This window comes from Bacillus cereus group sp. MG20 (assembly GCF_040459885.1).
Lineage (GTDB): Bacteria > Bacillota > Bacilli > Bacillales > Bacillaceae_G > Bacillus_A > Bacillus_A cereus.
Genome location: NZ_JARVHF010000001.1, coordinates 4,017,698 through 4,041,723, shown reverse-complemented (window position 1 = coordinate 4,041,723; position 24,026 = coordinate 4,017,698). Strand labels below are relative to the sequence as shown.

Sequence of the window (24,026 nt, the reverse complement as noted above, 5' to 3'; positions counted from 1 at the left end):
GTGATTCTCACCTCTCTTTTCTCTTAACGGCTTCGCTCCTTTTAGAGAAATCCCTGCAAAAATCTACTTTTTTCAAATTAAAACTTATACTTTACGCATTTTCTTTTTGAAATTCTCTTATTTTATTATCTAACTTTGTAGGAAACGGCACATCAACTTCAATCGCTTCTTTCGTAATTGGATGCAAGAAATTTATCTTCATCGCATGCAATGCTTGACTGGACATATATTTTGTTTGTCCACCATATAATACATCCCCAACTAGTGGATTACCATTATGGCTCATATGAACACGAATTTGATGCGTTCTACCCGTTTCTAATTGTAACGTTACGAAAGTCGTGTTTTGCTTCTTAAAATACTTTTCTACTTTATAATATGTGATAGCTTGGTCACCTTTTGGAGAAATACGACGCCTTGTAGCATGATGGCGATCCCTTCCAATAGCAGCATCAATCGTTCCTTGTTTCCCCTTTACTTTCCCTTCAACGAGCGCTGCGTACGTCCTTTTAATTTTTCGTTCCATTAATAAACGATCCATAATTGCACCAGCAATTCTATGCTTAGCAAATACGACACCACCTGTCGTATCTTTATCTAAACGATGAATATGACGCACCTTCGCCTCTAAACCTTGCATTTGAAAATGAAAAGCAACAAGATTTGCAAGCGTCCCGGTTCCACCTTTTTCAGCAGGATGTGTGTCCATTTTCTCTGGTTTATTTACGATGAGTACGTGATCATCTTCGTATACTACATGCAATTCACCATATTCTGGATCCACACCGTACTCTTCCTCCGCAAACATATGAACTTGTAACTTATCGTTCTCTTTTAAAAGCTCATTCCATCTTCTTTGTTCTCCGTTAACCGTAACACCTTTTTCCATACGAAGCTGATGTAATAGCTTTTTCGGTATTTCCCATTCTACTTTTAATACCGATTCAATACTTATACCATTCCATTTAGCTGGAACGGTAATTTCACACCATTCGCCCTTTTTCTTTGTTTCCATACTGTTTATCACCTTATTTCTATTGATTCTCTCATTGTAACGGAAAACACACTTTGGTGCACCGTCAAAAATAGAGGACAGTCTTATAATAGACTGCCCCTCAAGCTCTAAGTCTTTTCATTTCTAACAATACTTCTTCAGCTTTTTGTTCATACGATAAATCTTTAAAGAAATCCGCCAACCTTTTATAGTCATTGTAAGCATCTAATAAATCGTCCATCCTTTCTATTTTCATCACTTGTTGTTTTTGTTTCATTTTTACTGGATAACGATAACCTGATACTTCTTGTATTTTGTAATACTCATCCTCTACTTGAACGACCTTTACAAGTTCTTCCTCCTCTGCATCCATCGTATACCCGTCAAATTCTCTAAGTAGTTCATAAATGATATGAGTCCATTCATCTTTTGGATAAAATCCCTTTTCTAACCGATAACCGACAATGCGATACATATGCCCATCGTTTTCTGCAAACTGTACTGTATCATTTAACTTAAACTTAAAATAACGAAACATTGCCTTCACCTACTTGTATGTAATGTTCTTATCACATACTATTTGCAAAATGTAGGTCTTGCTATTCATAAAAAAATGCTCATCAATATGATGAGCATTTTTTTACGATGATTTTTCTCGTTTTTTTCGAAATGGTAACCACCAATTCCAGTCTCCAAATAACTTCATTAAGCTTGGAACGAGCATAAGACGAATAATTGTTGCATCAAGAAATATTGCTAATGCCACGCCAAGCCCCATCTGCTTTACTGGTAAAATATCAGTAAATGCGAATGCACCCGTTACAACAATCATAATTAATGCAGCTGATGTAATGATTCTACTTGTTGAAACGAGCCCTTCTAACGTTGCTTGATCGTTATCTCCTGTTTCTTCATAGAGCTCGTGAATACGTGAAATAAGAAATACTTCATAATCCATACTAAGCCCAAATACGAGGCCAAAAATGAAGATTGGTAAGACAAACAGAACCGGACTCGCTTCTAAACCGAAATGACCACCTTCAAATAACCAAACAACAATTCCAATGGTTGCACTCAAACTAAGTATATTCATAATAATTGCCTTAATTGGAATGAGTATAGATCGGAATGCAAATAATAATATAACAAAGGTCGATCCAAATATAACAGACATACCAATTACAACTTTATCTTTAATTTCATCTTCTAATTCTTGTTGAAACGTCGTCATTCCGCCTAGATAATACGTAACATTCGTTTCTTTATAGTTCTTTTTAAAGTCACGCACCCACTGTTTTGCAGTCTCTGTACGTGGTTTTGTTTTCAAAAAAACTTCTATCATCGTCTTATTCCCTTTTGTGTATGCTTCAAATACAGGAGTTAGTTTTGCTGCTTCTGGCGACTGCAATATTCCAGCAACTTGATCTGCTTTCATTCCAGTTAACCCGTCGTATAAACTTCTTACTTCATGTACTTTTTTATCATCTTTTAACGTTTGAACGACTTCTTCTATCTTTTGTAGACTTTCTTTTTCTTTCATATCTTTTTTCGTCTCTACAACTAACGTAACATCAGCGTGTGTTTTGACAGTTTTATTAAATGCTTCTTCATACTTTTCATATGCAATCCTTGTATCACTCTTTTCAGGTAAAGCTTCAACACTAGGGAACTGCAAATTAGCTGTACGTAACGGTAATAAGCAAATAACAATAAATGTTGTAACAACAACAATCATTGCAATTGGATGTTTCATCACAAATTGTGCAAATTTACGCCATGCTTTTGCCGGCGTATGTGCTACTTGATTCTTTTTTAATATTTTTTTACCGATTAACGATAATAACGCTGGAAGAAGTGTGAGTGAGAATAAAATACTCATAATCACAACAATCATTCCGCTAATTGCGACAGATTGAATATAATCTATCTTAAAGAAAAACAAACCGGATAACCCAACAAATACGCATAATCCTGAAAATACAATTGCACGTCCTGCCGTCTGATATGTAATTGCTATCGCTTCTTTTACCGTTCGTTTAGCAACTTCCTCTCGAAAACGGTTCACAAATAATAGCGCAAAATCAATAGATAGTGCAAGTCCAATCATCGGTGCAACGTTTAACACGAAAATAGATAGTTCTTTATCCACACCGATGAAATACAATATACCCATCGTGCTAATAACACTAAGCGCTCCATTCAAAATCGGTAAAATTGATGCCAAAAGGCTACCAAACGAAAATAGTAATACAAGAAACGCAATTGGTAATCCAATCATTTCTGCTACTTTTAAATCATTTTGCGTTCTTTCATTAATCTCTTGATTAATTTTCGGAAATCCTGTAGGTGTTACTTTTAATGCTACATTACTTTCTTTCTCAATCTCATTAGCAAATTGTAATGTCTTTTCCATTCTTTCTTTATTTGTTTTCCCGGAAAATAAAATTGTTGCATAACCGATGTCATCTTGTAGCATTTCTTTATTTTGGATTGGGTGATGGAAAGATTCATAGTTCTCTTTCTCTTGAACATTCTTTACAATTTCATCTATTCGCTTTTTAAATTCCTCATGCGAAGCATCTTTATTTTTCTCAAAAACGAGCAGAAGCGTATCTTGAGACTTCTTAAAATCTTTATCTAAAATTTCTTTTGTTTTTTGATAGTCTCCTTCCGTTTGGAAACCGTCACCACCTAATACTCCCGGTAGCTTTGGAGCAAAAATCCCAAGTGCGATTGCAAGCAACAGTAACGCTACAATTACTGTATAACGAAATTGATACAAAAAAGCTCCTAACTTCCCCCACTTATCAACTTTATGAACAGTTGTCTTCACACATTTTCACCTACTTTAAATAATTCAATTGTCACTTATACTGTATCATATCTTTATACAAACAAAAAACGCCTAGGAACACTATAATGATAGTTTTTCCAGGCGTTTTTTCTATCTCTCTTTATTAAGCCCCAATCTCTCAGTAAGTAAACGATGATAGTAAATAGCGATAACTAACAAAATACCACCTACGCAGTAACCAGCTAAAATATCAGTTGGGTAATGTACATCTAAAATGACTCTACTTAATCCAATCGATAGGATTACTATACCCATCAAAATCGTTATGACACATTTCCCAGCTATGCTTTTCAAATTAGCAGCAATGATATAAGCAAGAAATCCAAATGTCATAATCGATAGCATTGCATGTCCACTAGGAAAACTATATCCAAGTGCATCTAACGCTTCATTTAATGACGGACGTTCTCTCTTTACAATCTCTTTTATCCCTTTATTCACAAGATGTGTTATTAAAATTCCCATTGGATACACAATCATCGCAGCATAATAACGCTTCTTCCAAAAAACAAGCAAACTTATAACGAGCGTAGCAGCTATCCCAATTGCTGACCCCAATTTTGTAAAGTACGAGAAAAATGTAAGGGAACTTTCCGTTTGTAGCCCTTTTACTAATCCGCGGACATATGTATCCATTACTGTAACGCCACCTGCATGTACGCGCCAAGCAACAATACTAAATACAGCAAATAATAAACCGATACATATTACCTCATACTGATGTAACTTCTTCTTCAAACGATTTCCTCCTACTATGAAAAAATGCGATTTCTACTTTAGAAACCGCATTTTCTTACTTATTTACCTTTTGTTTTTAGCTCTGTCCAGTAACGATCATAGTCTTTTAACTTATCGTCTACATCAACAAGCCATTCTGTACGATCTAACTCTTCTTTCGTTAAGAAAATCATGTGATTATCACGGTATTCTTTACTATGAAGAGGATGAGCTTTTTCATTTGGATTACTGTAACCAATTGACTCGTAGTTTTTCACACTTACTTTTTCATCAAGTAAGTAGTTCATAAACTTCTCAGCAAGCTCTTTATGTTTTGCACCCTTTGGAATTGCTAACGTATCAGCCCAAATTGTGCCGCCTTCTTTTGGTACAACGTATTCTACATCTTTATTATCTTTTGCGATAAATGCTGCATCTCCAGACCAAACTGTTCCGATCCAAGCATCTTCTGTAATGAATTTTTGTTTAATGTTATCTGTATCAAATGCTAATAAGTTTGGAAGCAGCTTCTTTAAATCATCTGCTGCTGTCTTTAACTCTGCATCTTCTTTTGTACTGTTTGAGAACCCGTGCTTCTTAAGACCCACTCCTAATACTTCACGAGAATCGTTTAATAACGTTACATGTCCTTTATATTTCTCATTCCATAAGTCAGCCCAGCTTGTAGGTGCTTCTTTCACATACTTTTTATTGTATGCAATCCCTGTTACACCCCAAGTGTACACTAAAGAATATTTATTCTCTGGATCAAACGCAGGTGTTTTGAAATTAGAAACCATGTTTTCGATATTTGGGATATTCTTTTTATCTAACGGCGCTAATAAATCCATTTTTGCCATTGTTTTAACCATGTAATCAGATGGTTGAATTAAATCATACTTTGCGCCACCAGCTTGTAATTTCGCAAGCATTTCTTCGTTACTTGCGTACTTATCATAGTTAATTTTCACATTATACTTCTTTTCAAAATCTCTTAGCACTTGCTCATCAAAATTGTCAGCCCAGCTATAAATATTTAATTCTTCTTTCTTTTCACCACAACCAGCAAGCACACCAGCAACAAGGCTAAAGCTAATTGCTGCGCCAGCTATTCTTTTCATTAATTTCATCGGTTTATTACCCCCTCGTACTTTCTATATCGTTCGTATTATAAAGGAAGGTGTCCTCCAGAGTTTTCTTCACCATCTGCACCTTTGTTACGGAAGATTTCAGATAGAACCATTAATCCTACGATAGCAACAATTAAAATTGTAGAAAGAGCATTAATTTCTGGTGATACTCCGCGCTTAACCATACTGTAAATGTATAATGGCAATGTTGTTGATCCTGGTCCTGATACGAAGAAACTAATTACAAAATCATCAATTGATAATGTGAATGTTAATAATGCTGCTGAAATAACTCCCGGTGCAATTGCTGGGAACGTTACAAAACGAAACGTTTGCCAAGGCGTTGCTCCTAAATCATTTGCAGCTTCTTCTAAGTCACGTCCCATACTTGAAAGACGCGCAGCTAAAATAACAACAACAAACGAAATACTAAATGTAATATGTGCAATAATAATCGTTGTTTGTCCAAGTTCCATTCCTAGCTGACTGAAAAGAATTAGTAAAGATAATCCCATTAAAATATCAGGAATTAAAATTGGTAAATATACAAGGCCATTAATAGCCCCTTCGAAACGATATTTATAACGATGTAAAGCAATCGCAAAGAATACACCAAGTACCGTTGTCACAATCGTTGTTATAACTGCAATCGTAATACTATTTACAAATGCATCAATAACATCTTGTTTTTGAAATAAATCTGTATACCAATGGAATGTAAAACCTTCCCACTCCGCATTAATGCGAGAGTCGTTGAAAGAATAGACCATTAAAACCATCATTGGAAAATACAAGAATAACAAAATTAACCAAGAATAAGAAACTAAAAACTTCTTCATCTTTGCCTATTCCCCTCCGTTCTCATTATATTTATATACTTTCGTTGCACGATAATATAAGTAAATTAACAGAACAGAGAATAGAACAACGATAATCGATAACGCAGATCCAAACGGCCAGTCACGTGCACCTAAGAATTGGTTTTGAATAACGTTTCCGATTAATGCTACTTTCGATCCGCCCATCACGTCTGATACAACAAACATTCCGATAGAAGAAACGAATACTAAAATAGAACCAGTCGCAATTCCTGACATTGTCATCGGCACTGTTATATTCCAAAATGCCTTTATTGGTGTTGCTCCTAAATCATAAGCCGCTTCTAGCTTACGCTTATCCAGCTGCTCAATTGCTGCATACACTGGTAAAATCATAAATGGTAATAAAGAATAGACCATTCCGAGTATTACAGAAGGCGTATTATATAATAAATTTAATGGTTCACTAATAATGCCGAGTTTTAATAACAACGTATTCACAAGACCTTGTGAACGTAAAATAACAATCCATGCGTATGAACGAACAAGAAAGTTAATCCAAAACGGGATCGTTGCCAATAATAAAAGAATAGAACGATATTTGCGGTCAACAATTGTAATTGTATACGCAAATGGATAACCAATTAATAAACATATTACTGTAGTAATAACTGCAATCTTAACAGTTTCCCATAACGTTCCTAAGTACAATGGATCAAACACACGGGATATATTCTCCAGCGTAAATTGCATTTCTACTGTCCCGTAAGCTCCGCGCTGCATGAAGGCGAATCCTAATACGAATACGAGCGGGATTAGGAAGAAAATTAACAGCCACGCGACTGTAGGTAGTGCGAGTAATTTCCCTTTTTTCAATTTAAGGTCACCTCGTCCTCTTGCTCCCAGCCTACATATACATTATCTCCAATGCTCCACTGCACTGCCTCTTCAGCAGTTTGATATGCCATTAGTAATTCTGATGTTTTCTCATCACGTACATAAAGCTTCTCCATATTTCCGACAAACTCGATATCTTCAATATGTCCAAGATGGTATTCTTTTAAAATTGGTTCTTCAACCGAACGTACTTTCACATTTTCAGGGCGAATTGCTACATAGCCTTCCCCATTTTTCACAATATTATTTTCACCGATGAATGTCGCAACGAACAATGTTTTCGGCTTATTATAAATTTCTTTCGGCGTTCCAATTTGTTCGATATGTCCTTTATTCATAACGACGATACGATCGCTCATGCTCATTGCTTCTTCTTGATCGTGCGTTACGTATATAAACGTAATTCCTAAATTACGTTGTAAGTTTTTCAATTCACGTTGCAAGTCTTTTCGTAACTTAAAGTCAAGCGCTCCAAGTGGCTCATCTAATAGTAATACACGCGGATTATTTACAATCGCTCTTGCAATTGCAACACGCTGCTGTTGTCCACCAGAAAGCTTAGCAGGTTTACGATTACGGAACTCAAGTAACTGCGTTAAACGCATTGCCTCTTCAGCACGCTCTTTCTGCTCTGCTGCTGATACTTTCTGCATTTTCATACCAAAACAAATATTCTTCTCTACTGTCATATGTGGGAATAGTGCGTAATGTTGGAACACTAGGTTCATATGACGCTTATATGGCGGCAAATCGTTAATTCTTTCATCATCTAATAAAAGATTCCCTTTAGTTGGAGTTTCAAATCCTGCGATCATACGAAGTAAAGTCGTTTTCCCGCAGCCACTCGGCCCTAAAATTGTTAAAAACTCTCCCTCTTTAATATCTAAAGAAAGAGGTGGGATAATCACTTGATTTCCAAAATGTTTTTCAACTGCTTCAACTTTAATAATCTTTTTCATTTTCCCGTCCTATCTACCTTAAATTTTAAATTTTTATATTCATGAATAAATATTTATGTTCTATAGACTATTTTTTGTTTCGATCCAAACAAAAATGGTTATTTAGCAAGCGTTCGTTTCTATCCTTTATGTAGTATGTTTGATTCATTTTCGCATGATACATAACGTCGAACAGAAAAACCCCTTCCATTGCGAAGGGGCTATTATCATACGGCTACGCCTACTGATAAACACCATCATCATTTTAACAACTTTCGTATGAATTTTAAAGCACTTTTTGTAGAAGAGTAACGAATTTTCATGTCGAATGCTGTAGATTGGGCTAAAATGCTTTTATAATGTGAAAAAGTCCGAAAACTTTCTTCCCCATGATAACCCCCTAATCCACTACTTCCAACACCCCCAAAAGGTAAATATGGCGTGGCAAGATGGTAGACAACATCATTAATACAGCCTCCACCATATGAAATATTACTCGTCACTTTCTTTTGTACTTCTTTATCTTCCGAAAATACATATAACGCTAACGGCTTCGGATGTTGCTGGATTGTGCCAATTACATCTTCTATATTGTCGTACTCTATGATTGGTAAAATCGGACCAAAAATTTCATCTTCCATAACAGCATCTTGCCATGTAATATCCGTTAGCACTGTCGGTTCAATATGTAATGTATCTTTCTTATAGTTTCCACCAATTACGACTTGACCATCTTGTAAAAATCCACATAATCGTTCAAAATGACGCTCACTTACAATACGCACGTAATTTTCATTTTGCAAAGGTTCTTTACTATACTGCTCTGTGATTTCATGTCGCAGTGCCTCAACTAGCTGTTCTTTCACGGAAGAATGCACGTACATATAATCAGGCGCTACACATGTCTGCCCTGCATTTAAAAACTTACCCCAAACAATTCTTCTTGCTGTCATCTCTATCTTTGCATCTTTATGTACAATACAAGGACTTTTTCCGCCAAGTTCTAACGTAAGCGGCGTCAACTGTTTCGCTGCTGCTTCCATTACAACTTTTCCTACGCCAACACTACCAGTAAAGAAAATATAATCAATTGGTTCCCTCAGCAAAGATGTACTCTCTTCAACGCCACCTTCTACTACCGCTACAAGCTCTTCTGGGAATAATTCACCTAACATTCTCTTAAGCACTTTTGAAACGCTTGGCGTTAACTCTGACGGCTTTAAAACGATTGTATTTCCAGCTGCAAGTGCTCCTACAAGTGGTGCAATTGCTAATTGAAAAGGATAGTTCCACGGTGCAATAATAAGCGTCACACCATACGGCTCTGGCACTACTTTTCCTTTTGATCCAAAATGAGTGAGTGCTGTTCGAACTCGCTTCGGTTTACTCCACGATGACATATGTTTCAATTGAAAGGAAATTTCTTTTAATACATATCCAACTTCCGTTGTAAACGACTCGTGAACTGACTTATTTAAATCTAATTTCAATGCCTGAAATATTTCTTCTTCAAAACGCTGAATGCCTTCATAAAGCTTCTTCAAATTATTCTTTCTCATTTCGATGCTTCTCGTATGCCCTTTTAAAAAATATTCCTTTTGCCTACTTACAATAGAGGAAATACTCATTCACTCACCTTCTCCCACTATTTTTATCCAATTCTTTCATTATTTATATAGACTTCATATATAACAAATTTCTATTCTTAAAGTTACATTATATATGACTTTTTCAGCTATATAAAATTCATTGCTCACAAAAAAACTACCGAAAGAAAATCTCTCGGTAGTTTTACTGTATTAACGATATAAACGAACAGCACCTGCAGAATTATCATCAGCTTGTCCTACTACTTCAAACTTCAGACCAAGCTTCGGTAAAATACGTCCTGCATCTGGAATCTGTTGATTAATATACGTTTTCGAATCATCAAATTTTGGTACACCAGCTAAGCCATCATACGTATACGTTCCACGCGTTGGAGATACAACTTTCCAAGCTGGCGTTTTATCGAATGAGAATGCCGCATCAGCGATTTGGAATCGTGTACTACTATCAATTGTCGGTTTACCATTTAAAGTTCCTACAATTGCTTCTGGATGAGAATCAACTACACCAAGGAAACCATGTCCTGGATGTAAACCAACCCAGTTATCTGCGTAAGCTGAGTCTGCATACCATACAACCATACCTGAGTTATATTCTGGACCGCGAGCAAATTTCAATGCGCTATCTGATCCAGTATGGTTTCTCCACTCTACGTAGTAATTATGTTTTTTCTTCTCTGTTCCGCTAGATACAACGAAACCATCTAATTTTAATTGTGGTGTACCTTCTGCATCATCAGAGAATACTACTTTACCATCCACTGTTAATGAAGCATTATCAAGTAAGAAACCATTTAATGCTAAACCACCATCCGTAATGTACTCAAACGTTAATTTTACTTTTTTACCTTTGAATTGACTTAAATCATATGATTTGTCAATCCATTTTCCATTTGTCGAATCTGCATTTCCATTATTTGCTTTCTCGCCAAGTCTTTCAATTAACGTTTTTTGACCATCTTCTGTTACAGCATGTACTTCAAGGAAATCATACTCTGCTTCGATTTCATATAACGATTTGAAATCAAATTTCGCATTCGTTGCATTCGTTAAATCGAACAGTGGTGTTTCTAACGTTGTATGAAGATTGTCACCTTTTGTACTGTAGTAATACTGTTTACCAAATGCTGGTGCAATTGTTTTTACATCTTTATCTGGTAAGTTAACACGAATCATACCTGGACGGTTAGATTTCGTAACACTTTGGTCTAAATATGTTGCTAGACCGATACCTTTATTTAATTTCTCGTAATCTACTTCTACGATATTTGCCCAGTTACCACCGATTGTTTTTTGGAAAAACTCTTTATTTTGTGGTGAGAAACTCGTCGGTGTTGTTCCAGCGATTTTACCCGCCCAGCTGCCGCCACTCATAACAGACCAAGCTTGAATTGGCTCACCATGACCCGTATAGTCTGTATCATACTCATCTGGAAGACCTAAATCATGACCATATTCATGCGCGAATACACCAACTGCGCCATCTTCTGGTTCAATTGTGTAGTCGAATGCCGCCATCTTTCCGCCCCAATATGGAACTTTCGCTTGTGTACCTTCAATTGCGAATGGTTTTGGTCCAACTGTCCAGCGATGTGACCAAATTGCATCATCGCCTAATTTACCACCGCCAGCTTCTTGTCCAACACCCGCATGAATAATCATTAAATGATCGATTAAACCGTCAGGTTGATTTTGATTTCCATCACCATTTACATCGTATTGATCGAACTGATCAAACTGTGATAAATCAAGACCGCTATCTACAGCTGCCTTTAATGCATCTTTTACTAGATCACGTGGTCCTTTTGGTCCTTTATTATCATGACCTGTAGCAGCATCTGCACCGTAATCAGCAGCTTTACCAGGAACTGTTAACCATTTTGTAACTGTCCCGTCTACTGTATAACTACCGCCAGATTGCTCTTCGTAATATTGTTTAAATGTTTCGATTTTACTACCATCCTCTAATGCGAATGGCTCATTACCAAATAACATTTTTTCATAATGTTCTTTGTTAAAATCGTCAGTATACATATAACCAGGTTCTTTATCAATATTGTTATGTTTAAAGTCAGCGTACTCTACAAGTAAAACGAGTACTTTATCTTTACGAACTTCACCGTTATATTCTTTTCCCTTTGCTGGAGAAGTTGGTACTTTACCATTTAGACCACCCTTAACTGGGCCTGTCGCTGCAGGTGTCCCTGTTGCTGGCTGATTTAGTTTTTCTTTCGTGTCTGCTTTCGCATCTTTCACTTTCTTTAAAAAGTCAGATGCTTCTTTCGTAAGTTGATCCCCATTTGTTGCTTCTTTCCCAGGATTTTCACCCTTTTTGTTCTCTACATACTTTTCAACAGCTTTCTTTGTTTCTTTCTCTGAAGCTGAAGAATCAATTACCCCACGTTTTTTCAGTGCATCCGCTAAACGTTCTTCTGGAATTAAATGATCATCGACTGGGCTCGTAGCTGTCTTATTCACAGGTGTTTCAGCATATGCAGATTGAGTGCCAGCTCCGAATGAAAGGCCTAATACAGCTGTTAAAGCGATTGATGACAAAACTTTGAACGGTTTCTTGTTCATCCCATATTTCCTCCCCTAATAAATAATATGTATTACAAATTGAATTTTATTAAAAATTCAATATTTTTTCAATATTTAGTCATATTATGTAATGTTTTTAATATATTTGTAAAAATTTCATAGTTAGCATACGAATATATCACAATTCAACAATGTTTTCTGAAAATATTGAAAGTTTTTATCGAACAATTTATAATTTCCATAGAGGGAGTTTAATGGGGATTTTATCTTTGTTTCATCTACAAAATATTTGATAATTCACTATATAAAACACAAAATCCGATTGCATTATCATGTATTCTGTAGCAGCAATTATGACCGATAATTAGGGAGGAATTACATTTGTACAAAGATAAGACAGACGCACTGGATCAAGAATGGATTGATTTAATACTTGAAGCTCTAGATGCCGGTATCGCCATGCAAGACATTGAGCAATTTTTCCAACGTATGAAGCCATCCAGTCAGGCTCAATAGGTTTGTTCTTTTTAACGAAGTTTATGTTATAATAATGACATCATAAGACAACTACATATTGATAGAAAGGTGCGCAAATATGATTGGAGAACGTATAAAACGCCTTCGTTTACAAAAAGGGATTTCATTAACTGAACTTGCCGAAAAAGCTGGCGTTGCTAAATCTTACATTAGTTCTATAGAACGAAATTTACAAAAAAACCCTTCCATTCAGTTTCTTGAAAAAATCGCAGCAGTTCTACAAATTCCAGTTGATACTTTACTTCATGATGAAACAACAAAGGAAACTAACCTAGACTCCGAATGGACACAACTCGTTAAAGATGCAATGAACTCTGGTGTCTCCAAAGAACAATTTCGTGAATTTCTTGAATTTACAAAGTGGAAGCAAAATCAAAAATAATAATAGAAAGAAGTGCTTACAACCAGCACTTCTTTTTCTTTATAAAAAAAAGCGGGAATACCCGCTTTTTTATTATTTTTCTTCCCCAGCTTCTTGGTTAGCATTGAATGTCCATTCTAAATTCAATGTATCACCTTGGAAGATATTTTGGTCTTTTCCATCATCTACAAATTCAAATTGCACCCATAGATAATCCTCTGTACCAGCTGCTAATCCACCCTTTTCTCCCCACTCAGGAGCAAAGATGTCTTTAGCTAAAAGATCTGGATCCACATTTTGTAAGTCTGCTAAAGTTGTTTCGTATACAGGCTCACTTTGTTTATCCCAGTTCCAAAGGAATTTTACTTTAACGTGCTTACCAAAGTCTTCACCAGCATTATCACCTTTTGCATCTTTAACAGTATACTTTGTTGCTAATTTAACGTCTTTAATAGTTAACGAACCGCTGTTTTGTAATAAGAACTCTTTCTTAACAGAATCCCCTGGTTTTAAATCTTTAATATCTACAAGCGTCTTAGGGTTTAATGTAAGGTCTAACGTCCCAGCTGCAAATGTATTGTTTGATACTTCTTTATCGCTAAAGAATGCAAATGTTCCTCCACCAATTAAAGCTAACCCCAATGCTGCTGATGCAACTCCCATACCTAATTTCTTTTTCAGACTCACAATCAATTCCCCCTAGCTTTTTTTTATATTTTTATCACTTATTTTTCAATAAGAGATGTAAAGAAAACTATATTAGCTTAGCTAATATGTGTTCTTTTTTAAAAACCTTATGTTCATTATAACGAACAAACCTATATAAACACAACACATATTTATTAATATTTTCAGTTATTTTTATTTCTCAATATTATTTAGACTTTTCAGAAAAACGAATGATAATTTATATCTTTTTTCACACTCAAATCATTTAATACTATAAGAAAAAGCAAAACAAAGAGGTGAGGGCTAACTTTCCCTCACACTCGTATAAATATTACTAGTCTTGCTTATTCGTTCACACTCTCTTACACCACATTCTTGTTTTCCGGCTGTTTCACTAAAGCAGTTACTCCGCTTTCTTCTGCTCTTCTACTTTCTTTTGTTCTTCTACTTTCTTCTGTTCTTCTACTTTCTTTTGTTCTTCTGCTTTCTTCTGTTCTTCTACTTTCTTTTGTTCTTCTGCTTTCTTCTGTTCTTCTGCTTTCTTCTGTTCTTCTACTTTCTTTTGTTCTTCTGCTTTCTTCTGTTCTTCTGCTTTCTTCTGTTCTTCTACTTTCTTTTGTTCTTCTGCTTTCTTCTGTTCTTCTGCTTTCTTCTGTTCTTCTACTTTCTTTTGTCCTTCCGCTTCAATTGCAACGTTTAATTGTTGCTGAAGAGCCTGAATTTGCTCATCAATAGCTTTCAAGCTAATTTCTTTCTCAATATAGTCACGTTTCTCTTTGATACTGCGAAAGCCTTCATTTACATATACGGACACTTGCTGCATCGACTCATCTTTATTTACCTTTAATTCTTCTTGTATTTGATTATAAGGAGCTTCTATTTCAGTATATACATTTTGCAGAGCTTCCTTCTCAGCAACAATTTTCTCACGCCCTTGTTGCCATACAGAAATCGCCTGTTTTATTTCTTCAATAGAAGTTGCTTTCGATTTTCCCTTCATCGTTCCATACTCACGCTCAATAAACTGTTTATGTTTCTCAGATTGCTCTTTTAACGTATTAACTGTTTTCGGAAATATAATTGCTGTAGAAAGCGTCGCTTCTACTTTCGTTTCATGAATGAACGCCGCTTCTGTATGAGTCATAATTTGAGATCCTAAATAAAACGTAATAGAACACATACACGGCAATATAAGCATCTTTTTAAAATTACGCGGTCTTTTCAGCATCTTAATCTCTCCCATCGAACATTACGTTCTTTATACAGAACATTATCTATATTATAGTAAAGAACTATTAAAATTGATAGACAAATACTAGAAAAATAGAAAAAGGGCTATCCATGTGATAGCCCTTTTTGTTATTATCTTTCTTCACCTGCTGTTTGTTGTGCATCAAACGTCCAATTTAATTGTAACTTATCGCCTTGGAATTGATTTTGATCTTTTCCATTATCAACGAACTCAAATTTCACTTTGAATTTATCAGATTTACCTGCTGAAATACCTTTTTCATCCCAGAACCAAGCCGATAAATCATTATCTACAGCTGTAAGTGTGTCACCTTTTAATTTATCTAAAGTAGTTTGTTTCACAATTGTCTCATGCTTATCTACATTTTTTAAGAATGTTACTTTAATATGTTTACCAAAATCATCTTTATTATCTTTCTTTACATCTTCTACATTATAATCTGTTTTCAGTAAAACCTTTTTAATATCTAAAGAGCCTTTATTTTCTAGTTTAAATTCTTTTTCAATTGTATCCCCAGGTTTTAAATTCGATACGTTAACAACTGTTGATGGATTTAATGCTAAATCCAGTGTCCCAGCCGCAAATGTATTGTTTGACACTTCTTTATCACTGAAAAATGCAAATGTTCCTCCACCAACTAACGCTGCTCCTAGTACTGCTGATGTAATACCCATTCCTAATTTTTTCTTTAAAGTCATGTCCATATCCCCTTAATATATATATTTGTTAACTTCCTAAACGGAAAGTATAACCAAACGAACTAGACGGATTGTTCTACTTTTTTATCTTTCTTTTCTCCGTCAATGCTACGAATAGCCCCAAAAATAGAAATCGCGGAATATCCAAGTAAAAAGACTCCTGGAATAATAAGAAGTAATGCTGCTCCCGCTTTTGAATTCGCATAATTCAGTAAATAACCAACGTACGGAACTGTAATATCTGCATACTTTCCAACTACATTTTCTGCAAGTACTGGCTCTAAATCTGGTCCGTTGTTGTTATCCCCTTTTGTTTCATACATTACTTTTCCATTTGTATCTTTCACACCGATAATACGGTGAGTGATAATTTTTTGATCTTTCTCTTTAAAGGTAATAACATCACCTTTTTGATATTTAGAACCATCTTTGTTTGGTTCTATTGCAATGATTGATCCTGTTAAAAACGTCGGCTCCATTGATCCTGAAAGAACGCTCTTAAATTGATATCCCATCACTGTCGGATCACCACCGCTCGCTTTTGAAGAAATAACTACAAAAGCTAAAAAAACCATCAATGCAAATAAAACAAATGAGATCGCGTTGCTAATTACCTTCCAAATTAATTTCATCGTCTCTCTCCCTCTCCGTTGTTTTATATTATTTGAAGTATGCAATATCCATTACGTTCTTTAACAAGAACACAAGTAAATGATATAACGAACTTTAAGTTATTGCAATAAGAAAATTTACAATTATTAGTTAAATATCTTTTTAGCATATAAAAAAGACTGTGACAAAATCTCTCCACAGTCTTTTTACTACTACGTTATTTTTCTTCTGTTTTCATCCCTTTTGTATTACGGCGTAACACTACATATAAAATGGCTCCAAATAATACAATTGCGCCTATCCCAACACTTATTACTTTCACATTTGACTCTTTTTCCTCAGATGCAACTGTATCTTTCTTAGGCATCGCAAAAGTGACATCTTCTGTTGAAAGAACATTTACCGTCGCAATTGTTTGATTATTTTTCGTAATATCAACTGCACCAACTACCTCACCACGATGTATTCCTTTATGATACAAAGATTCTTTATCTAATGAAGCTGCCCGGAAAATAGTTTTCACATTTTTCCCTTCATCTTTCTTAAGCATCAGTTCTGCACTTTTTTCCAACTCAGAACTAACATCTTTATTTAAATATGTTGTTTTTTGATGCCAATTATGTTTATCGAGCACTGTTTGCTTCGTAAATTGACCGAAAGAATAGTCCGCCATCTGCTTCAAATCTTCATAAATTTCAGGTCTTTGAGAAGCCATTACTACACTTATAATACGATTTCCATCTTTCTCATTTAATAAAACAAGTGTATTACGCGCTTCATTCGTAAACCCTGTCTTACCGCCAATGCTATATGGATTTTCAAAAAAATTAGATTTATTAAAAATAGACACCGTCTGCCTAGACGTCGTAACTGTCGTTCTTTTCGTATTCATCGCTTGTAAAATTTCAGGATACTTTTGCACACCCTTCGTAATCATAGCCATATCATACGGCGTCGTATAATGGTTCGGATCATGCAGTCCATTCGGTGTTACAAAGTGGCTATCTTTCGCCCCTAATTGCTTCGCTTTCTCATTCATCATATTAGCGAAATTCTCAACACTCCCGCCAATCCGCTCCGCAATCGCATACGACACATCATTCGCACTCAGCACCATTAAAATCATAAGCGCAGTATTTCTATTAATTGTCTCTCCAGGTTGAAACTCAATTTGATAATTACTCTTCTCTTGATCTAATGCTAATTGTGAAAATGTAAATTGATCCTCTGGCTTTGTATGCTCCATGAGTAAAATCGCTGTTAACACCTTCGTCGTACTAGCAGGATATGCACGGTGATATGCATTTTTGTCATACAAAACATCTCCTGTTTTCGCATCAATTGTCGTTGCAAACTGACTAAAAACATTCGGTCCTTCTGCAGGTGGTGGTGCAACTTGTTCTGGATTTACTCCAATATTCGTCTCAGCACGCAATGTCATAGGTGTCAACAAAAACAAACAAATAACTGTAATAAAAACCAAAATTTTCTTAAAATTTACCATATGACTCTCCCTTTTCCATTTACTCCTCTAACAAAATAATAAATCTACCAATCATATGTAATTTGTATTAAACTGGAAGAATTTTCACTATTTTTTACTATATCATATTTTTACGATAAAGAACATAAATATACAATAAAAATAAGAAGGAATTACTCTTTCTTATCCTTCTCATCAATCAACGAATCTATTAACTTTTGACTAGCTTCCTCGGGCGTAATCTCATCCGTTATCCCCATAAACGACCAACCTTTAGAATCGACCCACTCAACAAACTCTTGTAAAAATTCATCATGTGTAACATCCACATCAAGAATCGAGCCATTAATCGAAATCGTTCTATTTTTAGACACGCGCATCTTGAACGTTTTTCTTACCATTACAACTTTTCTCCCTCTACTTCTGAATATTTATAAAGTGAAACTTTCATCAACCCTCACCAATCGGACTTTTACGGCCATCCCGACCCCAACCTAACTTCTTTACTTTTGCTAAATTTCGAGGTAAGGGATCTTACTGCCCGCAAATAGCGAGATAAAATAATCATGTATCTCTGTTATACATGATTTTCAGTAAATTGTAAAAAGGATATATTGGCCAATTTAAATAGCAAAAATGAAAATCTCTTACCTACGTAAACGTAATACGACATACAATCGCTCATAAATTATTAAATAAATCCATAAAAATATACACTTTAAAACATAATTGAGTAAGCCATTCTAGTCTTTTGGAAGATATTATCTAAAATAGTATACTAAACGGATAAAGGATATTTGAATAAAGAAACTGAGGCTTTCTATTTAGCTGGACTCTTAAATTGTAGACTTAGAGACTGCTGCCGGAATTCATATTTAATTTCTATTTCTGTACATAATATCGTAAGAAAGAAGGTAGTACTGTGAAAACAACAGAAAATTTTACTGACAGGGCCGATATATATGCAAAATATCGCCCTAGTTATCCTAATGAATATATTGATTACTTGCTTTCAGCTAACCAACTGAAAGGGAATCGGATTGTGGCTGATATTGGTTCAGGTACGGGGATATTTAGCCACCAGCTGCTTGAAAGTGGTTTACATGTTATTGGAGTTGAACCAAATGATGATATGAGGAAGATCGCTGAGCAATCGTTAAAACTATATTCTCGTTTTCAATCCATAAAAGCAACTGCTGAACATACCACTTTAAAAGAAAATAGTGTAGATTTAGTAACTGTTGCCCAAGCATTTCATTGGTTTAATAAAGAGGCTTTCAAAATCGAATGCCAACGAATTTTAAAACAAAAAGCAAATGTTGCACTTGTTTGGAATAGTAGAGATTTAACTAGTCCACTTATTAAAGAGAACGCAGAAATTTGCCAGAAAACCTGCCCAAACTTTAAAGGATTTAGCGGTGGAATAGATGAAACTCCAGAAGTATTTAACAGCTTTTTTAAAGATGGAAAGTATGATTTTAAAGAATATCAAAATGATTTACTTTTTGATTATGAAGGGTTTTTGGGAAGGAATTTATCAGCATCTTATGCTCCGAAAGAAAATGACAAAGAGTATAAAAATTTTGTTTTTCTCCTATCAGATCTATTCGAAAAATACAGTAAAAATGGAAAAATTATTCTCCCAAATTTAACGCGAAGCTATCTAGGCAATGTATAAACAGCCTGATACAAAGAGACTTTGATCGAAATTAAAACAAGCCTAGCCCCTTCCTGAATGTAGAACAGGGTTAGGCTTGTTTTGCATTTTACCACATCAAATTCAAATGACTTTCGTACAATAAAGTAGAATATATTAGAAAACACCTTAAACCGAGGGGGAACTCAATGGCGCATTGTACGTATTGTAAAACGAAATGGAAAGTAAAAGATGTATGGTCTATACTCATGACATTTGAAAAAGATTGTCCGTATTGTTTTGGGAGGCAATATCTATCAAAAAAAAACAGTGAACGCTATGCCAGAACTTATAAGCTTACCTTTACACTTCTTGTTCCCTTTTCTTGTTGATTTGAGTGATGAAGGTCCTTTAGATTGGTATTGGAAATAATATAACCTCTACATCTAAAGACTACTTTCTACTAAATTCGCTTCTCATCATTATTCCTTCATACATTACTCTCATAATCGCTTATCCTTTCCCTTTTGAAAATCCCGTAGCTCAGCAGAAAGGGCGTCCCCTGGACAAGGTTTATCAATTATGACTTTAATAAACGATGATATATGTATAAGCATTAGGTTCCAATCAAATATTAATTGAAACTCAACACTGCTTGTATTCTGTAATTCAGAATACAAGCAGTGTTTTTTATTATGCATTTTTGCATACAGTATGATTTTCTCTTGTAAATAGATAATAATGGTATATAATAAAATCAATGTTTTACCAATAAAAGGTAATGGAAAGTAGTGGGATAAGCAATTAACCAAAACGTATTAACAGATTTGTTCTATGTAAATCATGATACATATATGGAATCAAAACTATGAAATTTTATGTAGAGATTAGATTACTACAAGATGAAAGATTCATAGCGAATGCACTCGAGGAAAAAAGTGTTCGATTAGATTAATGTTATAAAACTACTTAATGTGATATCTATGGAATGAATTGAGAATATACTTAGGGGGAATTTCAAGTGAAAACATTTGGTAAAGTATTATTAACAGGAGCTTTAGCTTTAGGCGGTTTAACAGCTATGAACATTGATACACCGAAGGCAAATGCTGACGGAGCAAGCGAGTTCTGTCGTTATATTTGTGGTCCTAGCGAAACGTTGAATGGTGTTACAGTTCAAGTACACGCTACAGAATATAGCTTTGGTCAAAATGTAATTGCAAGAATTACAAATGAACGAGCTGAAGATATTCATTACAATGTCAGCATCGAGAAAAAATATGGCGATAACTGGGGAGAATATGATACTTTCTTCCATTGGCAAAATCAATGGGTTCCAGCTGGAAGTAATGATGAAATTTCTACTTTCACAGGATATGGCGAAAACATTTCAGACAATGGAACATATCGCTATAAAGTTGAAGTTGTAAGTGCTGACGGTTCTGTAGATACAATTTACACAGCAGGAATGACAGTTACAGGACGATAGCTCATGAATGAGCCCCATTATTTATGATTGTATTTTTGAAAATATCATTGATAATCGCGGTGATATTATTATTAAAATAAGCTCTTCGAGGCTTATTTTTTATATAAAAATTGGAATGATAATATCCAGAAAATTAAATCTTTACACCATTAAAGTTTGTTGTTATTATAGGAATACATTAAATGTTACAATATTCAATAAATTATACAAATCCTTCGATTACACGAATGAAATGAAAACACATTGCTGATCGTAATATTTATAGTTGGGATCCCGTAGCTCAGCAGGGAGAGCGCCACCTTGACAGGGTGGAGGTCGTGAGTTCGAGCCTCTCCGGGATCATATGAAAACCCCCTTGATAGTCAAGGGGTTTTCTTTATGTAGCAAATAAATGATTATTATTAAAACTAAATTTTTTCCCTACTTCTTTTCTCCATTTTGGAGAAAGACATAAATTATATTAATCATCGCTCTGCGTTGTTCGCTAGAACTCGATTCTTTACTCTCTTTTGAGAGCTTTTTAAAATTCTCTTTGAAAAATAGCCTAATACGGCAATTTTTATATTTATTTATATAAATTTCTCAACAAAAAAGATCTACACAGTTTAACTATGCAGATCTTTGTAAATTTAAGTTTAAAAATGAATAGACGAATCCTATTTTTGCCCTAACTTGATTGCCTTTTTGATATTACTAAATGCACCTTTACCATATATTAATACGCCACCGCGGTAAACACGACTCGTTAAACCAATCATTATACATATTGTTGCGATTAGAATCCCTAATGCTAGCGCAATCTCCCATACTGGGATATTAAGGAATCCAATTCGTACAAGCATAACTATAGGAGTAAAGAAAGGTACATAACTAGTAATGGTAACAACCATGCTGCTTGGATTTGACATTCCATAAATTGCGATATACAAAGCAGCAAGTAACATAAACATCAGCGGCATAACAGCTTGAGAAGATTCCTCTATACGCGTAATGATAGAGCCAAATAGACAAGATAATGAGCCATATAATAAGAATCCTAATGTGAAGAATAGAATCCCATAAAACACTAGAGTTGGAGCAACAGAATTTAAATCAATACTATTTAAAATATCATTTTTCGAATCATTAATTGCTGTTTTATATCCAACAGTTGCGACCAAGCCCCAAATTATGATTTGCGTAATACCAGCCAATAATGTCGAGAATAGCTTCGCATATAAATGTTTGGTAGGCGAAATACTTGAAACAACTAACTCCATAACACGAGAAGATTTCTCTGTTGCAACATCTGTTGCTAATTGTGCAGCATACATTAATATCATTAGATAATTTAGCATGATAAAGACATTAATTAAAATTCCTACACCCTCAGTATGTTCTCCATCTTTAACCTTATCTGAAACCGTTTTGGTATGAATTTCTACTGGCGTTGTTAACACCTTTAATTCATCTTGCGATAGATTCAAATGCTGGGCGAAGTTAGAAGATTGTATTTGAGATAAAATCGTTTGAACCTTGCTAACATCTTGCTGATTTACATCCGTCTCAGTTATATACGTAGCCTTTAATTGTTTATTATTCAATTCCTCTACAACGATTGCATATGTATAATCACCATTTTTAACACCTGATTCTGCTTTTTGTTTATCCGTGCTACGTTTAACTTGTATCTTACTATCGACATTTTTAAACACTTGATGAATGGTTGAATATAATTCTTCTTTTTCTGTAACAACAACAACTTGATCGTCCTCGTTACCTGCAAACAAGTTATAAATCTTGTCAAAATTCATCAATCCTATAATTAACATAGAAACTATTATTGTAATAGCAAAATATGATTTTGATTTCACTTTAGATTTATAGTTTTGTAAAAAAATTGTCCAGAAACTACTCATTTTGTGCACCTACTTTCGCAATAAAGATATCATTTAATGTAGGCTCTTCTACTGCAAACTTTTTAACATACCCTAATTTTGTTATCTCTTTAAATAAAACATGTGACACTTCTTCATATGAAATTTTAAGAGTAACTGCATTTTTACGTTTCTTCATACTTTCTACACCTTTTATTTCTTTCAAATGGTCAAAGTCATGATCGCCAACGATTACAACGTTCTTTTTACCAAAATCACTTTTAATTTTGGCAATGTCACCCTGAACAACAGGTACACCTTTGTGCATAATACAAATGTGTTGGCATAATTCTTCCACATGTTCCATACGATGTGAACTAAAAAGAATTGACGACCCTTGTTTTTGCATATCAAGAACAGCGTCTTTTAACATTTCAACATTTACTGGGTCTAAACCACTAAATGGTTCATCTAAAATTAAGAGTTCAGGCTTATGTATAATCGCTGTTATCAGCTGGATTTTTTGCTGATTCCCTTTAGAAAGTTCTCCTACCTTTTTGTTCAGATGCTCAGTAATATTAAAACGCTCCAGCCAATAGTGAAGTTCTTTTTCTGCATCTTTACTTTTCATGTTCTTTAGTTTTGCAAAAAAGTTAACTTGTTCTTTGACAGTCATTTTCGCATAAAGACCACGTTCTTCTGGTAAATACCCAATTTTATCTGTAACACCATAATTTATAGGTTTACCATTCCATGAAATGGTCCCACTTGATTTCGATAAAAGTCCAAGTATCATTCGAAATGTAGTCGTTTTACCTGCTCCATTCCCGCCCAAGAATCCAAATATTTCACCTTTTAGTATCTCGATATTCAAATTATTCACTGCAACATGCTCGTCAAATTTCTTTGTTAAATCTTTAATTAGTAAACTCATTAT

General features: G+C 34.8%; 22 protein-coding genes, 1 tRNA gene and 1 pseudogene. 6 read left to right on the top strand and 18 right to left on the bottom strand.

All coding sequences use genetic code 11. The features are described from left to right. Positions 1 to 91: 91 nt before the first annotated feature. The 10 genes from QCI81_RS20720 to inhA1 form a co-directional block, all read right to left on the bottom strand. On the bottom strand, positions 92 to 1,015 hold the full coding sequence (locus tag QCI81_RS20720) for an RluA family pseudouridine synthase (protein WP_023521457.1): 924 nt from the start codon (positions 1,013 to 1,015) through the stop codon (positions 92 to 94). A 100-nt stretch (positions 1,016 to 1,115) separates the two neighbouring features. Next, positions 1,116 to 1,532: a hypothetical protein gene (locus QCI81_RS20715; RefSeq protein WP_000490302.1), complete on the bottom strand. Its 417-nt coding sequence runs from the start codon at positions 1,530 to 1,532 to the stop codon at positions 1,116 to 1,118. Between the two features lie 102 nt (positions 1,533 to 1,634). Continuing rightward, positions 1,635 to 3,827 (bottom strand): MMPL family transporter, encoded by a 2,193-nt coding sequence (locus QCI81_RS20710; RefSeq protein WP_071730691.1) that lies wholly within the window; start codon positions 3,825 to 3,827, stop codon positions 1,635 to 1,637. Between the two features lie 111 nt (positions 3,828 to 3,938). Then, positions 3,939 to 4,586, bottom strand: coding sequence for a phosphatase PAP2 family protein (locus QCI81_RS20705; RefSeq protein WP_000727783.1), 648 nt, complete (start codon positions 4,584 to 4,586; stop codon positions 3,939 to 3,941). 59 nt (positions 4,587 to 4,645) lie between these two features. Further along, positions 4,646 to 5,695: a spermidine/putrescine ABC transporter substrate-binding protein PotD gene (potD, locus tag QCI81_RS20700; RefSeq protein WP_000772490.1), complete on the bottom strand. Its 1,050-nt coding sequence runs from the start codon at positions 5,693 to 5,695 to the stop codon at positions 4,646 to 4,648. Positions 5,696 to 5,733: 38 nt separating this feature from the next. Next, a complete protein-coding gene (potC, locus tag QCI81_RS20695; RefSeq protein ID WP_000714190.1) occupies positions 5,734 to 6,534 on the bottom strand; it encodes a spermidine/putrescine ABC transporter permease PotC in 801 nt (266 codons plus the stop codon). 6 nt (positions 6,535 to 6,540) lie between these two features. Continuing rightward, positions 6,541 to 7,389: a spermidine/putrescine ABC transporter permease PotB gene (gene potB, locus QCI81_RS20690; protein ID WP_000715500.1), complete on the bottom strand. Its 849-nt coding sequence runs from the start codon at positions 7,387 to 7,389 to the stop codon at positions 6,541 to 6,543. Further along, a complete protein-coding gene (gene potA, locus QCI81_RS20685; RefSeq protein ID WP_000720334.1) occupies positions 7,386 to 8,369 on the bottom strand; it encodes a spermidine/putrescine ABC transporter ATP-binding protein PotA in 984 nt (327 codons plus the stop codon). The genes potB and potA overlap by 4 nt, the downstream gene beginning before the upstream one ends. A 239-nt stretch (positions 8,370 to 8,608) precedes the next feature. Next, complete coding sequence (locus tag QCI81_RS20680; protein WP_063546897.1) at positions 8,609 to 9,976, bottom strand: aldehyde dehydrogenase; 1,368 nt, start codon at positions 9,974 to 9,976, stop codon at positions 8,609 to 8,611. Between the two features lie 171 nt (positions 9,977 to 10,147). Next, the gene (gene inhA1 / locus QCI81_RS20675; RefSeq protein ID WP_063546895.1) at positions 10,148 to 12,535 is read right to left on the bottom strand and encodes a M6 family metalloprotease immune inhibitor InhA1; all 2,388 of its coding nucleotides are present in this window, start codon (positions 12,533 to 12,535) and stop codon (positions 10,148 to 10,150) included. 342 nt (positions 12,536 to 12,877) lie between these two features. On the opposite strand from inhA1, the gene QCI81_RS20670 reads away from it, so the two are divergent. Next, the gene (locus QCI81_RS20670) at positions 12,878 to 13,012 is read left to right on the top strand and encodes an anti-repressor SinI family protein (RefSeq protein WP_000276219.1); all 135 of its coding nucleotides are present in this window, start codon (positions 12,878 to 12,880) and stop codon (positions 13,010 to 13,012) included. 79 nt (positions 13,013 to 13,091) lie between these two features. Further along, positions 13,092 to 13,415, top strand: a complete 324-nt coding sequence (locus QCI81_RS20665; protein WP_000578885.1) for a helix-turn-helix domain-containing protein — start codon at positions 13,092 to 13,094, stop codon at positions 13,413 to 13,415. A gap of 72 nt (positions 13,416 to 13,487) precedes the next feature. Here the strand turns inward: QCI81_RS20665 and calY are convergent, their stop codons facing one another. From calY to QCI81_RS20635, 6 genes are all read right to left on the bottom strand, one after another. Further along, positions 13,488 to 14,081 carry a biofilm matrix protein CalY gene (gene calY / locus QCI81_RS20660; RefSeq protein ID WP_000053715.1) on the bottom strand — a complete coding sequence of 198 codons (594 nt, stop codon included), beginning with the start codon at positions 14,079 to 14,081 and terminating at the stop codon, positions 13,488 to 13,490. Positions 14,082 to 14,466: 385 nt separating this feature from the next. Next, on the bottom strand, positions 14,467 to 15,291 hold the full coding sequence (locus QCI81_RS20655) for a DUF4047 domain-containing protein (protein WP_353810886.1): 825 nt from the start codon (positions 15,289 to 15,291) through the stop codon (positions 14,467 to 14,469). 134 nt (positions 15,292 to 15,425) lie between these two features. After that, positions 15,426 to 16,013: a CalY family protein gene (locus QCI81_RS20650; RefSeq protein ID WP_000172852.1), complete on the bottom strand. Its 588-nt coding sequence runs from the start codon at positions 16,011 to 16,013 to the stop codon at positions 15,426 to 15,428. 62 nt (positions 16,014 to 16,075) lie between these two features. Next, positions 16,076 to 16,645 carry a signal peptidase I SipW gene (sipW, locus tag QCI81_RS20645; protein ID WP_000767802.1) on the bottom strand — a complete coding sequence of 190 codons (570 nt, stop codon included), beginning with the start codon at positions 16,643 to 16,645 and terminating at the stop codon, positions 16,076 to 16,078. Between the two features lie 197 nt (positions 16,646 to 16,842). Beyond that, complete coding sequence (locus QCI81_RS20640; RefSeq protein WP_063546889.1) at positions 16,843 to 18,129, bottom strand: D-alanyl-D-alanine carboxypeptidase family protein; 1,287 nt, start codon at positions 18,127 to 18,129, stop codon at positions 16,843 to 16,845. A gap of 152 nt (positions 18,130 to 18,281) precedes the next feature. After that, complete coding sequence (locus QCI81_RS20635; RefSeq protein WP_000251856.1) at positions 18,282 to 18,509, bottom strand: hypothetical protein; 228 nt, start codon at positions 18,507 to 18,509, stop codon at positions 18,282 to 18,284. A gap of 521 nt (positions 18,510 to 19,030) precedes the next feature. On the opposite strand from QCI81_RS20635, the gene QCI81_RS20630 reads away from it, so the two are divergent. From QCI81_RS20630 to QCI81_RS20615, 4 genes and pseudogenes are all read left to right on the top strand, one after another. Continuing rightward, on the top strand, positions 19,031 to 19,786 hold the full coding sequence (locus QCI81_RS20630; RefSeq protein ID WP_069355252.1) for a class I SAM-dependent methyltransferase: 756 nt from the start codon (positions 19,031 to 19,033) through the stop codon (positions 19,784 to 19,786). 167 nt (positions 19,787 to 19,953) lie between these two features. Beyond that, positions 19,954 to 20,176: pseudogene (locus QCI81_RS20625) on the top strand (hypothetical protein). A gap of 589 nt (positions 20,177 to 20,765) precedes the next feature. Continuing rightward, on the top strand, positions 20,766 to 21,233 hold the full coding sequence (locus tag QCI81_RS20620; RefSeq protein WP_071730683.1) for a hypothetical protein: 468 nt from the start codon (positions 20,766 to 20,768) through the stop codon (positions 21,231 to 21,233). Between the two features lie 269 nt (positions 21,234 to 21,502). Beyond that, positions 21,503 to 21,575: transfer RNA gene (locus QCI81_RS20615), tRNA-Val, on the top strand. A 314-nt stretch (positions 21,576 to 21,889) separates the two neighbouring features. Here QCI81_RS20615 and QCI81_RS20610 read toward each other — a convergent pair. Both QCI81_RS20610 and QCI81_RS20605 read right to left on the bottom strand, forming a co-directional pair. Beyond that, positions 21,890 to 23,131: an ABC transporter permease gene (locus QCI81_RS20610; protein WP_000094235.1), complete on the bottom strand. Its 1,242-nt coding sequence runs from the start codon at positions 23,129 to 23,131 to the stop codon at positions 21,890 to 21,892. Beyond that, a complete protein-coding gene (locus QCI81_RS20605) occupies positions 23,124 to 24,023 on the bottom strand; it encodes an ABC transporter ATP-binding protein (protein WP_071730681.1) in 900 nt (299 codons plus the stop codon). Before QCI81_RS20605 ends, QCI81_RS20610 begins: the two co-directional genes overlap by 8 nt. Positions 24,024 to 24,026 lie beyond the last annotated feature (3 nt).